Source organism: Hydrogenimonas urashimensis (genome assembly GCF_016593255.1).
GTDB classification, from domain to species: Bacteria; Campylobacterota; Campylobacteria; order Campylobacterales; family Hydrogenimonadaceae; genus Hydrogenimonas; species Hydrogenimonas urashimensis.
This window is the reverse complement of the sequence record NZ_AP023212.1, coordinates 906,632-920,776: the sequence shown is the minus strand read 5'-3', so window position 1 is coordinate 920,776 and position 14,145 is coordinate 906,632. Positions and strand designations below refer to the sequence as shown.

Genomic DNA, 14,145 nt, shown 5'->3' with positions numbered 1-14,145 from the left:
CACATGGCTGGCGGCGGGGCATTGAAACATTTTCTCCTGATGCGGTTGGCGTCGCATCCGCTTCGCTTGAGAACGTACCACACAAAAGCGACTACGCCTCGATTCTTTTCCTGATCGCCTTTTTCATTCCCTCGGAGAGTTTGTCCATATTCTCCAGCGCCCATTTGAGATAGCCGACATCGTGGCTTGCGATCTCTTCGATGCTCTGGCCTTTGTATTTGCCGAAAGGAAAGAGCCAGACGGCCTCTTCCTCCGCGATTTCCAGAGCTTTTTGCAGGGTCTGGCGCCAATCTTCGTCCAGCCCCTCCTCTGATTCTTTTTCCATCAGCAGCCATTCGATATAGCCAGGATCCTTTTTCGCCACTTCGATGATCTCTTCTCCCTTGTATTTGCCGAATTTGAACGTTTTGTAGGTGATAGGTTTTTTCGTCAGTTCCACCAGTTCCTCGGGCGCGTGGTCGATCAGAAGGTAGTCGAGCAGCAGCTTGAGAATAAAAACGTCGCCGAGGGCATCGTGGGGCGAAATTTTGAGTCCGATCGATCGGGCCTCTCTCTTTTCTGTTTTGTAAAGACCGAATGCGTAGCGTATATACTGAAGAGCGTGAGCCTCCAGATCGGGGTAGAGATGACGCAGGCATCTAAGAGTGTCGATAAGGGGCATGCGGGATCTGAATCCCTCTTTTTGGAGCATTGCCAGATCGAAGGGGGCATTCTGTATGACCAGGATGTTTTCGGCAGTGTTGAGTTCTTCCAGTCGTCGGAAACTCTCGGTCTGTACGCAGGGCGGTTTTTTCGCGACGGTTTCATTGGTGATATGGTGCACCGCCATCGCACCGAAACCGATTTCAACCGGCGGTTTGCACAAATCTTCGTGCACTTCCTCGATTGTGGTGCCCACAAGCTGAGGGGACGCGACGATGTAGGCGATCTGGCAGATGCGGTCTTTCTCTTCGGCTCCCGTCGTTTCGGTATCGAGTATTACAAATTTCATCATATTCCGTTTTTTGAATATTTTTCGGTATAAATTTATCGAAATTCCGTTTGGAGTATGGTAAAGTTTGCAAAATCCCAAAAGGAGTGCGGATGAATCTTGTCATTACCTCCTACGATCCGGACAACGTTCCGAAAGAGGAGGAGATTTCGCTGCCCGATCCCCGATTTTACGAGGCTGTCGGCGGGGAGGAAGGTTTTAAAAAAATGATCGGAGAATTTTACGATCGGATTGTCGAGAGTGATATCGCCTTCTTTTTCCCGCAGGACGATGAGGAGATCGAAAAGATCAAGAGGCACAATGGCAAATATTTCGCCGAAATCGCGGGTGGACCAAAGCGTTACAGTGAAGAGTTGGGACATGTCGACCAGGTCAAAATGCACAAACCCTTCAGTATCAACGAAAAACATCGGACCGAATGGCTGGGAACCTGGAGGGAGGTGCTCGAAATCCACGCAAAGAATGTGGAGCCAAAAATCGTGGAGTCCTATTTCCGCTTTCTGGACACCTATTCGAAGCTTCTAATCAACCGCCCCAGAAACGCCAGGGCGTTCGATGACCTGGCGAAGGTGTGATGTTGGCGGAGCTCACTCCGCCGCCAGGCCGCCGCTGTAGTACCATCGTCCCTTGTGTTTTTCGAAATCGGAGAGTTCATGGTGGACTCTCTTTTCTCCGTTTTCCGTAAAATAGGCTTTGAACTCGATGCGGCCTTTTCTGTCCAGAGGTTTGCCTTTGTAGATTTTCAGAATTTCGAGTTTGTAAAAGCGTGTGCTCCGCATCCAAGCTTCTGTCGCTTCTTTGTCGACTTCGTGGAAATCGGTATCGACAAGATAGTCGAGATCGCCCCTGACATAGGCGGTGTAGCGGGAACGCAAGAGCGCTTCGGCGGTCGGTGCCTGCAGACCCTTTTGCAGGTATCTTCTGCAGCACGCTTCGTAGGTTTTTCCCGATCCGCAGGGGCAGGTTTCATTCGGATTATCCGGCATGGACGGCTCCTGTGGCAAGGTCGACATGGAGTCTTTCCGGTTTTTTCAGGAAATAGTAGGCGAAATAGACGATCAGGCCGATGCCGGCAAGCGAGAGCCACATCAACGCGGCGCCGACACTGAATTCCCTGCGGCTGACGATAAGCGTACCGTTTTTCATATCGTCGATTCTGTATCGGTTTTCGCTGAAGAGATCCATGATGCGCGCTATCTTCTCTCGCTCGAGAAGTTTGTCGTCGTGGAGAACCTGGACGATGTAGTTTTGGAGTTTGGCGGTATTCTCTTCCCGCAGCCGCTTTTCATAGAGCAGTACGACAATGCCTGCGGCGGCAGCGACGAGAAGAAGAAGCAGTGTCAAGCGTCGGACTTCTGAACGATTTCGTTGATCACGATGCCACGGATCTTACGTGCCTGGTAGTCGAGTTTGTGGAAGAGTTCGTATACCTTTTCCGCATCGAGCATCGGACGGGTGCGAAAATCATAAAGCCCCGTGCTGCCGTCGTGGGGAATGTTCTCGTCGAGATAGCGGTAAAACTCGTCCCGCCGGTCCTCATAGGCTCTCAACTCTTTTCTGATCGCTTCGATATCCACGTCGTCTCCTCGGATTTTTTTGAATGATTATACTATACTTTTACCCATGGTTGATTTACTGATCTCGATACTGGGCATCTATCTTTTCGTGGCGCTGGGTGCTTTCGCGAAATGGAAATTCGCAGAGGATCTGCAGGAGCGTTCGCTCATTCTCGTGTCCGTCTATCTTCTGCAGCCGTTTCTGACCTTCTGGGGATTGACCGCCCGTCCCATCGAACCGGACGTTTTCGAAGTCTCCTTCTGGTACATCGGGATCGTGGCGGCGATTTTCCTTCTGATGATTCTCCCTGCCCGCGCCCTTTTTGCCGAAAAGAAGAAGCGGGCCATATTTCTCGTCGCCTCCCTGGTCGGCAATACCGGCAATCTGGGCATACCGCTGGGTATCGCGATCTTCGGTGAAGCGAGTGTGCCCTATACGACGATGATCAATCTGGCGAATGTTTTTTTCGTGAACATTCTGGGTGTCTACATCTACTCATCGGGCACTTTTTCGCCGAAACAGTCGGTCATGAATGTCGTCAAGATGCCGATTCTTTGGAGTGCGCTCGCCGCCATCGCAGTCAATATTTTCGGCTTGCAGATTTCCGGTTCGATCGAAGCCAACCTGAAGCTGGGCGCCTACGCCTCCATCGTGGTGCAATTGCTGCTTTTTGGCATCTACCTCTCCCAGGTGCGCCCCGAACATCTCGACAGGCGGCTACTGGGGAGCGTGGGCAGCGTCAAGTTCGTTCTGCTTCCGCTGGCGGGCTGGGTGGCGATGCGGTTCACGGCGCTGCCGCCGATGGTCCAGGCGGTTCTGCTGCTCGAGCTTATGACCCCACTGGCTGTCGCCAATGTCAATTTTGCCGCGCTTTTCCACTGCCGTCCCAAAGATGTGGCGGCCCTCGTTTTTGTCAGTTCCCTCTTTTTTCTTCTCTACTTCGCATCCATCTGGCCTCTTGTAATGGTATAATTGCGGGAAAAAAGAGGTGGCGATGGTCAAGGTGATCCAAACCGATACTGCCCCCGGGGCGATCGGACCCTACTCACAGGCTGTGAAAGTTGGCGAATTCGTCTATACTTCCGGACAGATCGCGCTGACGCCGGAGGGTGAGATGGTCGAGGGGGACATAGAGCTTCAGACGGCGCAGGTGATGCGCAATCTCAAAGCGATTCTCGAAGCGGCTGGCAGTTCGCTGCAGCAGGTGATCAAAACGACGATATTCCTGGCGGATATGGATGATTTCGCCCGAGTCAACGCCGTTTACGAAAAGTGGTTAGACGGGCATAGGCCGGCCCGAAGTACCGTGGCTGTCAGAACACTGCCGAAAAATGCTCGGGTCGAAATCGACTGTGTGGCTTTGACCGAAGACCGAAGATAGTACAAAGCATTAAACTATACTTAAATATAGATTGAGTATAATTCGCCACTAAAATCGTTGGACAATCAAAAGGAAACGGCATGACAGCAATTATCAAACATGGCGGCAAGCAGTACAAGGTCAATGAAGGCGATATTCTCTGCCTCGATCATATGGGCCTTGAGCCGAAAGCCAAAATCGAGATCAAAGAGGTATTGGCTGTCGAGAACGATGGCGACCTGAAAGTCGGTACACCGTTCGTCGATGGCGCCGTTGTCGAAGCGGAAGTGATCAACGAAGGTCGTGAAAAAAAGATCATCATCTACAAGAAACGACGTCGTAAAGATAGCAAACTCAAGCGTGGCTTCCGCCGAGATTTCACTCGCGTACGCATAACTAAAATCGCATAAGCAGCAAGGAGATAGCATGGCTCACAAGAAAGGTCAGGGATCTACCCAGAACAACCGTGATTCAGCGGGACGCAGGCTCGGTGTCAAAAAGATCGGCGGCCAGTCGGTCGTAGCCGGAAACATCATCTACCGCCAGCGCGGTACGAAAATCCATCCCGGCAACAATGTCGGAATGGGGAAAGACCATACGCTTTACGCACTCATCGACGGTGTCGTCAAGTATGAGCGCAAAGACAAGCATCGCAAAAAAGTTTCCGTCTATCCCGCATAATCCGCAGGCGGCTTTGGCCGCCTCTTACTTCATCATACCCGTACCCGCTTTTTGACAAACGTCCCGAAATCTGATATTTTAAAATCAAAAATTCAAGGCAGTTTCTTATGTTCGTAGACAGTGTAGAGCTGAAACTCAGTTCCGGAAAAGGGGGCCAGGGGTGCTCCTCGTTTCGTCGTGAAAAGTTCGTGGCCAAAGGCGGTCCCGACGGCGGTGACGGCGGGCGCGGGGGCGACGTCTGGTTCGTCGTGGACAAAAACACCGACACCCTTTCGCATTTCAAGGGAAAAACCCATCTCAAGGCGAAAAACGGCCGCCCCGGAATGCCACGCAAGTGTGCCGGCAAAACGGGCGAATCGCTCTATATCAAGGTGCCGCCGGGTACCCAGGTGATCGACAAAGAGACGGGCGAGCTTCTGCTTGATTTGACCGAAGAGGGTCAGAAGGTGAAGTTTCTTGCGGGAGGCAAGGGGGGCCTTGGAAATGTCCATTTCAAGTCGTCGACCAATCAGCGTCCCACCTATGCCCAGCCCGGCGAACCGGGTGAGGAGAAGGATGTGCGTCTTGAGCTGAAACTGATTGCCGATGTGGGGCTTGTCGGTTTTCCCAACGTGGGCAAATCGACACTCATCTCCACGGTCTCCAATGCCCATCCCGAAGTCGCCGATTACGAGTTTACGACGCTCACACCGAAACTCGGTGTCGTGGCGATCGACGAGTACCGATCCTTTGTCATGGCCGATATTCCCGGGATCATCGAGGGGGCGAGCGACGGCAGGGGGCTTGGCATCGAGTTTCTGAAACACATCGAACGTACCAAGACGCTGCTGTACATGATCGATGCGGCCAACTATCGGGAAGTGGCTGATCAGTTCGAAGCTTTGCGGAAGGAGTTGGCGCGTTACAGCACGGAGCTCGCGAAACGTCCCTATGCCATCGCTCTTACCCGAATCGACGCCATCGAGGGCGAAGTGGTCAATGAAAAGATGTGGAAACTTCTTAAATCGATCGACCTAGTACCCAACGATGTGCTGAAAAAATACGGCGTCGATGAAAACTACATCGGCTACGGCAGCGAAACTAAGGGCAACCCCCACTTTGTCATGCCCATTTCGGCCGTCGCGAAGATCAACATCAAACCGCTCATTTTCGCTCTGGCGGATGTCATGGAGAAGCGTCAGTGAAACGGATTGTCATCAAAGTCGGCAGCGCCGTATTGACAGAACAGAACCGCGTGGCAAGAGAGCGCATGGCGGCACTGGTGGAACTGATCGCCAGAGTCAAGGAGAAAGGGATCGAGGTGATCCTGGTAAGCTCCGGCGCGGTGGCTGCCGGATATACCCTGTGCAAGCTCGACAAACGTATCGTGGCCAATCGCCAGGCACTCGCTTCCATCGGTCAGCCGAAATTGATATCGATGTATCAGAAAAAATTTGAAAAATTTGGCATTGTCGTATCGCAGATACTGCTGACGGCGGACGATTTCGACTCCAGAAAACGCACCTATCATGCCAAATGTGCTGTCGAGACGCTTCTGGCACAGAACGTCGTGCCCATCATCAACGAAAACGACGTGACGGCCACCGAAGAGCTGGTTTTTGGCGACAACGATCAACTCTCCGCCCGTGTCGCCTACTATTTCGATGCCGAACTGCTCGTCATACTCTCCGATATCGACTGCTACTACGATAAAGATCCCCGAAAGTTCGAAGATGCACGGCCGCTTAAGATCGTTCACGAGATTCCTGCCGAAGACCTCGAAGCGGAGTGCACTCCCAACGGCTCTTTCGCCACCGGCGGAATCGTCACCAAGCTCAAAGCGGCCTCTTTTCTTCTGAAGCATGGGAAAAAAATGTTTCTCGCAAGCGGCTTCGACCTCAAGGATGCCTACGCTTTTCTTATCGAAAAGCGACATGAAGGGGGCACGCTTTTTCTTCCTGCCTGAGCCAAACTACGTAGAGTCTTCTGATTTTCAATTTAAGATTGCTGTATTTGTTCGATTGTCGAATGAGAGAAAATGTGTGTAAGTGAAGATGGTGGCGGGGGGGAGACTTGAAGTTTTTTTGATGCCGTGATTGCGGCGGTTTCCCTGTTTTCGGTAAAAGAAGAGTTGTCCGGTCAGCGATTTTCGGGTGATTTTTAGTACAAATTTAGTACAAAACAAACTGCGTTATTTCCTCTTTTTGCATCCTGGTTTCCAGGGCACTTTCGGAGCATTTTTTTAAAAGCTTATTCAAAAGATAAACACAATTTTTCATAAGGTCGTAAGAGACGGTTATCAGGGGCTCAGTTATCCTTGTTCGACCAAAAACAGAAGGAAAGTTGCATGAGCTATCATTAATTAACCCTGCAGAAACGATATCATATTTCAGTTTTGCGCAAGAGCGGTATGTTCCAAAAAGAGATTGCCGAACGAATCGGTGTACATCTATCGATGATCAGCTGGAATTGAGGCATAACAGTAAAGATGGCGGGCACGAGGTCAAAAAGGCCCATATAGAAACGACATTGTGCCAAGGTAAAAGGTTGCTTGGCGGCCTGGTTTTACTTTTGGATGCGGTAAAGAATGGGGAGCATTACTGTCAAAGATAAAACGATCTATCAACACTGTGGACAGTTAGTTTTTGGCCAAGGTTTTAGGCAAAAAATTCAAAATATGATATATAATCGAATTATAATTCTAGAAAGAAGACGAATGGGGAGGATGAGTTATCATATTTTTAGCATTTGTGTAACGATACAATAAAGAGAAAAAAATAATTAAGCTAATCGTATTTGTAGCAATAGGATAAGTTAAATGCATAAACAAGTAAAATGTAAAACTCGGGTAGCAGACCATGGTGAGGTATTCACTGCGGAACGAGAAGTAAATGCGATGCTTAATCTAGTCAAACATGAAACGGAGCGGATAGAATCTCGCTTCTTGGAACCGGCATGCGGTACCGGGAACTTTTTGCTGGAGGTTTTACGCAGGAAACTGGAAGTGGTGAAGAGTCGCTACAAGAAGAACCAGCTGGACTATGAACGAAATGCGGTGATTGCCGTCTCAAGCATTTACGGTATCGATCTGCTGGAAGATAATGTCGAAGAGTGTCGCTGTCGGCTCTATGATCTGTTTGATGCGCAATATACCAAACTCTTCAAAGAGCGTTGTCAGGAAGCATGCCGTCAAAGTGTGAGATATATTTTAGATCGCAACATCATCCAGGGCGATGCCCTTACCTTTAAGAGGACAGACAGGAAAGGTGAACCTATCATTTTCTCCGAATGGTCCCCCGTTAACAGTGTGATGATCAAGCGCAGAGACTACAGCTTCGAGATACTGCACAACACCCAGTTTGGCAGTGATGCCGGCCTTTTTTCGGACCTGGGGGAGGAAGCATTTATTCCCGACCCGGTGAAGGAGTACCCCGTAACCCATTTTTTAAGGCTGGCAGAACATGGATAATAAAATAAATTACAACCCTGATGTACTCAACATGCTGGCAAACCTCAGCAGTGACGAGGTATTTACGCCGCCGGAACTTGCCAACGATATGCTTGACCTGCTGCCGGAGAAGTTGTGGCAAAACCCCGATGCGACCTTCCTTGACCCTTTCAGCAAATCCGGTGTATTTTTAAGAGAAATCGCAAAGCGGCTTGTAAAAGGTCTCGAAGAAATCATACCTGACAAGCAAGAGCGCATCAACCATATTTTCGAAAAACAGCTCTTTGGAATAGCTATAACAGAGCTTACATCTCTGCTCTCACGCCGGAGTGTATACGGTTCGAAAATTGCCAACGGCAAGTACTCTTTTTGTGAAACATTTACCAATGAGCAGGGAAATATTATCTTTAAGCGCATTGAGCATACATGGGTAAACGGAAAGTGCAAATACTGCGGTGCCAGTCAAGAGGTGTATGATCGGGACGACATTCTTGAGACCCATGCTTATCAGTTTATACACACAGATAATCCAGAGGAGATATTTAATATGAAATTTGATGTTATTGTAGGAAACCCTCCTTATCAGCTAAGTGATAGTGGTTACGGAACAAGTGCCAAACCAATCTATCATAAATTTGTTCAACAAGCCAAAAAATTAAAACCTCGATATCTGACAATGATTATACCTGCACGATGGTTTTCAGGCGGAAAGGGTTTGGACAGTTTTCGTGAAGAGATGCTCACAGACAATCGCATTCGTGAGATCCATGATTTTCCTGATGCAACTCATGTTTTCCCTGGCGTGCAGATTAAAGGTGGTGTTTGTTATTTTCTCTGGAAGCGGGATGAACCAGGTCTTTGTAAAGTGTTTTCATACTCCAAAGATAATACTCCTTCTGTTATGGAGCGACCGCTACTTGAAGATGGAGCTGATACATTTATCCGGTACAATGAAGCAATCCCTATCTTAAAAAAGGTTCGAGAGAAAAAAGAACCGTCCTTGATGTCTCAAATCAGTTCAAGAAAACCATTTGGTCTTGATACTACTTTTAAGGGGGAAACAAAGCCATTTAAGGATTGTATTAAGATCTATCAGAATGGTGGCATAGGGTATATCGGTATAGAGAAGATAAGCAAGGGACTTGAGTATGTACCTCTTTATAAAGTAATGATTCCTCCACTTGGTAGCGGTAGTGATTCTTTTCCTCATCCAATTTTAGGGCAACCATTTGTTGCTGAGCCCAATAGCGCCTGCACAGAAACCTATCTCATTGCAGGAGCATATGATAATGCACAGGAGGCAGAAAATCTTAAAAATTATCTAAAAACAAAATTTTTGAGATTTATGGTACTGCTTAATAAACCAACACAACATGCAACTTCTAAAGTTTATCAATTTGCACCGAAACAGGATTTTACTCAAGAGTGGACAGATGAAAAACTTTACAGTAAATATGGTTTGAGTGAGGATGAAATTGCTTTTATTGAATCCATGATTCGTCCGATGGAGTAATGATATGGACTTTTTCCCACAACGCCCTGATCTACATCCCACAATCTATGCTTACAAGATCTTAAATGCCTCAGACAGAGAAGGTCTTGTAAAAGTAGGTTACACCACCAGAGATGTACGCCAGCGGATTAAAGAGCAGGTCGGTACGGCGGGACTGCGCTATGAGATCATCCTCGAAGAGTCCGCCATGCGAAATGACGGCAGCACTTTCACTGACCATGATGTCCATCGCTATTTGCGTGCCAGAGGGATCGCCAACCCTGACGGGGAGTGGTTCAGATGCGGCAAAAGAGAAATCCAAGCGGCTATACATGCCATCAAAAACGGTGAAGAGAATGTGGAAAACCGTACCTTGACATTCAAGATGCGTCCGGAGCAGGCTGAAGCGGTGGATAAGACGATTCGCTATTTCGAGAGCTTCAAAGCGGAGAATCCGGGTAAGACACCTCACTTTCTGTGGAATGCAAAAATGCGTTTCGGTAAGACCTTTGCGACCTATCAGCTGGCGAAGAAGATGGGGTGGAGAAAAATACTTGTGCTTACCTTCAAGCCTGCGGTACAAAGCGCATGGAAAGAGGATCTTGAGAGTCATGTTGACTTTGAAGGGTGGGAGTTTTACTCTCCGGAGCGTCTGAAGGAGGAGAGCGTCGATGAGAGTAAGCCTTTCGTATGCTTCGGTTCATTTCAGGATTACCTCGGCAAAAACTCTGCCGGCGGTATCAAGGCGAAAAATGAGTGGGTACACGCTACCAACTGGGACTGTGTAGTCTTCGATGAGTATCATTACGGGGCATGGCGAGAGAGTGCCAAAGAGCTTTTTGAGGCAGAAGATGCCAAAGAGCAGAAAGCGGCACAGGGTGAAGCGGTTGATATTCTCGATAAAAACGATGACGATATTGAAGATATTATGCCTATCACTACAAATCACTATCTATATCTCTCGGGTACTCCGTTTCGCGCCATCAGCACTGGTGAGTTCATAGAAGAGCAGATATTCAACTGGACATACTCCGATGAACAAAGAGCCAAAGAAGAGTGGAAAGGTGATAACAATCCTTATGCCTCTTTGCCGCGTATGGTCATGCTGACCTACCAGATGCCGGAATCGATCCGTTCTATCGCTATGGGCGGAGAGTTTAACGAATTTGACCTCAACCTCTTTTTCTCTGCCAAAGGTGAAGGCGATGATGCCAAGTTTGTCTATGAAGAGTATGTGCAGAAATGGCTTGACCTGATCCGTGGTGCCTATCTGCCGACAAGTACAGACAATCTCAAACTCGGTGCCAAAAAACCGGCGCTTCCCTTTTCAGATACCAGACTGCTTCACATCCTGACCCATACCTTCTGGTTCCTGCCGTCCGTAGCATCGGCGTATGCTATGAGAAACCTGATGATGAAGAGACAAAACAGGTTTTATCACGACTACAACATTGTAGTGGCTGCAGGTCCAAAGGCTGGAATAGGTGTCAAGGCTCTGGAACCGGTACTCAAAGCGATGGGAGATCCCCTTAAAACCAAAACCATCACCCTCTCATGCGGGAAACTCACAACAGGTGTTTCCGTAAAGCCCTGGTCCGGGATCTTTATGCTGCGAAACCTCAGTAGTCCGGAGACCTATTTTCAGGCAGCGTTCAGGGTACAAACTCCATGGACAGTTAAGAACCCGGATGGAAAGTCCCCCAACAAAGAAGAGATCATCAAAGAAGAGTGTTATGTTTTTGACTTCGCGCCGAACAGAGCACTGAGTCAAATTGCCGAATATAGTTCAAGGCTGAATGTGGAAGAACCTGATCCTGAAAAGAAAGTAGCCGAATTCATTCACTTCCTTCCGATTCTCGCCTATGACGGAAGCTCAATGAAGCGCATAGACGCTGCCGGTGTTCTCGACATGGCATTGAGTGGAACGACAGCGACACTGCTTGCGAGACGATGGGAAAGTGCTCTGCTGGTCAATGTAGACAACGCAACACTACAAAGACTCATGGATAACGAAAAAGCGATGAACGCGCTCATGAGCATCGAAGGGTTTCGCTCTCTCAATCAGGACATAGAAACGATCATTAACAAGTCTGAAGCAGTCAAGAAAGCCAAAAAAGAAGCTAATGATAGAGATCTGACCAAGGAAGAGAAAAAAGAACTTAGTAAAGAAGAGAAAGAGTATAAAAGCCTCCGTAAAAAGATTCAGGAAAAGCTCATCAAATTTGCAACACGAATACCAGTATTTATGTATTTGACAGATTATCGCGAGAAGAGTCTGAAAGATGTTATCACGCAGCTTGAACCTGGTCTATTCAAAAAGGTTACAGGTCTAACAGTAGAGGACTTTGAGCTTTTGGTCAGTCTTGATGTCTTTAACAGTGCCCTTATGAACGATGCGGTTTACAAATTTAAACGATATGAAGATGCAAGTCTTGAATATGTCGGTATTAATAAGCATATAGGGGAAGAGGTCGGACTATATGATACTGTTATCAGTTCAGATGACTATGAAGGAAATATATGACCATTAAAGGAAAGAATTTGGTAACACTTTAATAAACAATAAGAAGGAAATAATTAATAAATCTACACTGATCCTCTATGAAGTAGGCGATCTGAGTAACTTAAAGATGATGGTCGATAAATTTATCTTGACAAATAAAGGATAGACAATCTCCAATGATAGACAACTTTTTATATATTCTACTTTCTTCGAGAATGGAGTCGGATTTTTACGAATGATTATCACTTATTGATACATTTTATTAAATTATTTTTAATTTAATATTGATAGAAGGTGGAATCATTTCTTTAAAACAATCAATATCTTTGATTGCACTGGCCGTCAATATTTTTATGATTCGTTTATATATCTTGACACCATTATTAATTTTAACATTCATAGGTATAGGTCCTTTGAATGAAATATCATTGCTTACCAGACATTTGCAAAAATCAATTAAATAATTATCCAGTACCCTCATATCTTTTGATTGTAAAATCATTTTAATATATGGATCATGTTTTCGCCGCTTGAGAAGATTGAATTGTTTAGATCTTCCATCATACCCTGCCTGCTTAAGTATTGATTCTAACTCTTTAATCTTTGCAGATCTGGAATGTTTGTGCTTCTCCCAACATGGGTGGATTTCCCATGGGGCACCCAGTTTTTCGAACAAAACAGCATCACCATTTCCATTTGTATGAAAATAAACTGTTTCCCTACACCACCAGCATCGGATGGTGCATGTGAGCCTATGTCCAAGAGAAGAAAGTGACCAGTTATCTCGTTTACTGCAAAAATGTAAACCATAAGTCCCTATTTCAAAAGCTTTCCATCCTTCATCTGTCTCGACCATATTTATGGCTTTTCCACACTTTTGGCATTTACTTCTAAACGTTTTATTGGACACAACAAGCCTTTTTAAATAATTATATATAGTTTTTGTTAAAGCCTATCCATGGATGCGAAGAGGGAAGTGTCTGTGCATGAGTTTTTGGAACCTTCCAGGCTAGATATTCTCAAGTGCCATAATATAATTATAGGGAGCCAAATATGTTGATATCAATATAATAAAATCTCAGTACGGCATAAAATAGAATTTTAGAGTACTGGACTTCTCAATATTGAATTTATATTAAGTACGTTTATTTTTATGGACAATTTTTTACAAATTTTGCTCACTGTTAAACAACGCGCTAAAATGTACCACCGAGATAGAGAAAGAAGTTGCTAAACCCCGATGAAAATCCTATCCGGAGAGGCAATGATAAGCAAAGAGGAATTTGTCATGATTCATACTTTAAAAAATCTGGGGTACGCATATGGGCTATTTTCAAAGAGAGTGAACTCGAATATATCAGCGTCAAAGAGACCACGAAGATTCAAAACAGACTCAATCACAGGCCAAGAAAAGTATTGGGTTACAAAACACCCCATGAAGTCTTTTTCCAAAAGCTTGTGAAGGAATTGGATAAAATGGTGGATTGATTGCGCTTATAGGTTGAATAGGCGCAGACAATACTCATATGGATGACAAAGCATCTTGTAGGTGCTTTTGTCGAGACCCTCAAAGATCCTCTATTCGTCGTGAAAAAGCGGTACAAAGGGGAGTGGCAGCATGTCTATTACAAGCCGTTCAAAGATGAAAATGGCCACTACCATCTCGCCAGCTTCATTTTGGACAAAGATGGAGAATTGGTGCACAAAACGTTTTTCGAGATTGAAAATCTTTCGAAGATTAAAGAGTTGTTGAAAGTTCCGGATGCGAATTTGCTGTATATGAAGCAGTAGAAGAAAGCGGGCCGCCCCGCAGCGCTTCCGTTTGCGGAAGGTGCTAACCAGCGCAGGATAAATCCTGACCGAAGGGCGACCTGCTTCTGAAATATTATCGCAAATAGGAAAAGATGTCAAATGTGTGGATGAGATCGTGTAGCGCGAGGTTTTTGCAGGCCGCCCCCTAGCGCCCCTGAAGATCAGGAGGTAGTAACCAACGCAGGATAAATCCTGGCCGCGAGGCGGCCTGCTGTTGAAATTTTATCGAAAATGTGAAGAGATGTCAAAACTTTACAGAAGGATGTGCCAGGCCGGCTTACCCGCCTACCGGCCCGGAGTCGTCGTAAGACGTGGGGGTACC

The 14,145-nt window shown here is 46.7% G+C and carries 16 protein-coding genes; 11 read left to right on the top strand and 5 right to left on the bottom strand.

Annotated features, from left to right (window positions below; all coding sequences use genetic code 11):
* Positions 1-91: 91 nt before the first annotated feature.
* On the bottom strand, positions 92-994 hold the full coding sequence (locus JMG82_RS04615; RefSeq protein WP_201353754.1) for an exodeoxyribonuclease X C-terminal domain-containing protein: 903 nt from the start codon (positions 992-994) through the stop codon (positions 92-94).
* A gap of 89 nt (positions 995-1,083) precedes the next feature.
* Here JMG82_RS04615 and JMG82_RS04610 point away from each other — a divergent pair, with 89 nt between their 5' ends.
* A complete protein-coding gene (locus tag JMG82_RS04610; protein ID WP_201353753.1) occupies positions 1,084-1,566 on the top strand; it encodes a globin domain-containing protein in 483 nt (160 codons plus the stop codon).
* A gap of 12 nt (positions 1,567-1,578) precedes the next feature.
* Here the strand turns inward: JMG82_RS04610 and JMG82_RS04605 are convergent, their stop codons facing one another.
* The 3 genes from JMG82_RS04605 to JMG82_RS04595 are packed head-to-tail and all read right to left on the bottom strand — an operon-like array spanning position 1,579 to position 2,568.
* Positions 1,579-1,977: a YchJ family protein gene (locus JMG82_RS04605; protein WP_201353752.1), complete on the bottom strand. Its 399-nt coding sequence runs from the start codon at positions 1,975-1,977 to the stop codon at positions 1,579-1,581.
* Positions 1,967-2,335, bottom strand: a complete 369-nt coding sequence (locus tag JMG82_RS04600; protein ID WP_201353751.1) for a hypothetical protein — start codon at positions 2,333-2,335, stop codon at positions 1,967-1,969. Before JMG82_RS04600 ends, JMG82_RS04605 begins: the two co-directional genes overlap by 11 nt.
* A complete protein-coding gene (locus tag JMG82_RS04595; protein WP_201353750.1) occupies positions 2,332-2,568 on the bottom strand; it encodes a hypothetical protein in 237 nt (78 codons plus the stop codon). Before JMG82_RS04595 ends, JMG82_RS04600 begins: the two co-directional genes overlap by 4 nt.
* A 46-nt stretch (positions 2,569-2,614) precedes the next feature.
* Here JMG82_RS04595 and JMG82_RS04590 point away from each other — a divergent pair, with 46 nt between their 5' ends.
* The 9 genes from JMG82_RS04590 to JMG82_RS04550 all read left to right on the top strand — a co-directional run bounded on the left by JMG82_RS04590 (position 2,615) and on the right by JMG82_RS04550 (position 12,032).
* Positions 2,615-3,520, top strand: coding sequence for an AEC family transporter (locus JMG82_RS04590; RefSeq protein ID WP_201353749.1), 906 nt, complete (start codon positions 2,615-2,617; stop codon positions 3,518-3,520).
* 22 nt (positions 3,521-3,542) lie between these two features.
* Positions 3,543-3,929, top strand: a complete 387-nt coding sequence (locus tag JMG82_RS04585) for a RidA family protein (RefSeq protein WP_201353748.1) — start codon at positions 3,543-3,545, stop codon at positions 3,927-3,929.
* 80 nt (positions 3,930-4,009) lie between these two features.
* Complete coding sequence (gene rplU, locus JMG82_RS04580) at positions 4,010-4,318, top strand: 50S ribosomal protein L21 (protein WP_201353747.1); 309 nt, start codon at positions 4,010-4,012, stop codon at positions 4,316-4,318.
* 16 nt (positions 4,319-4,334) lie between these two features.
* A complete protein-coding gene (gene rpmA, locus JMG82_RS04575; RefSeq protein ID WP_201353746.1) occupies positions 4,335-4,589 on the top strand; it encodes a 50S ribosomal protein L27 in 255 nt (84 codons plus the stop codon).
* Positions 4,590-4,696: 107 nt separating this feature from the next.
* Entirely contained in the window at positions 4,697-5,773 is a 1,077-nt protein-coding gene (gene obgE / locus JMG82_RS04570) for a GTPase ObgE (RefSeq protein WP_201353745.1), read from the top strand.
* Positions 5,770-6,534 carry a glutamate 5-kinase gene (gene proB / locus JMG82_RS04565; RefSeq protein WP_201353744.1) on the top strand — a complete coding sequence of 255 codons (765 nt, stop codon included), beginning with the start codon at positions 5,770-5,772 and terminating at the stop codon, positions 6,532-6,534. Before obgE ends, proB begins: the two co-directional genes overlap by 4 nt.
* Positions 6,535-7,386: 852 nt before the next feature.
* Positions 7,387-8,037: a DNA methyltransferase gene (locus JMG82_RS04560; RefSeq protein ID WP_201353743.1), complete on the top strand. Its 651-nt coding sequence runs from the start codon at positions 7,387-7,389 to the stop codon at positions 8,035-8,037.
* A complete protein-coding gene (locus JMG82_RS04555; protein WP_201353742.1) occupies positions 8,030-9,529 on the top strand; it encodes an Eco57I restriction-modification methylase domain-containing protein in 1,500 nt (499 codons plus the stop codon). The genes JMG82_RS04560 and JMG82_RS04555 overlap by 8 nt, the downstream gene beginning before the upstream one ends.
* Before the next feature lie 4 nt (positions 9,530-9,533).
* The gene (locus JMG82_RS04550) at positions 9,534-12,032 is read left to right on the top strand and encodes a GIY-YIG nuclease family protein (protein WP_201353741.1); all 2,499 of its coding nucleotides are present in this window, start codon (positions 9,534-9,536) and stop codon (positions 12,030-12,032) included.
* Between the two features lie 241 nt (positions 12,033-12,273).
* Here the strand turns inward: JMG82_RS04550 and JMG82_RS04545 are convergent, their stop codons facing one another.
* The gene (locus tag JMG82_RS04545) at positions 12,274-12,867 is read right to left on the bottom strand and encodes an uS10 family ribosomal protein (RefSeq protein ID WP_201353740.1); all 594 of its coding nucleotides are present in this window, start codon (positions 12,865-12,867) and stop codon (positions 12,274-12,276) included.
* Between the two features lie 674 nt (positions 12,868-13,541).
* Between JMG82_RS04545 and JMG82_RS04540 the strand changes: the two genes are divergently transcribed.
* Positions 13,542-13,802 carry a hypothetical protein gene (locus JMG82_RS04540; RefSeq protein WP_201353739.1) on the top strand — a complete coding sequence of 87 codons (261 nt, stop codon included), beginning with the start codon at positions 13,542-13,544 and terminating at the stop codon, positions 13,800-13,802.
* Positions 13,803-14,145 lie beyond the last annotated feature (343 nt).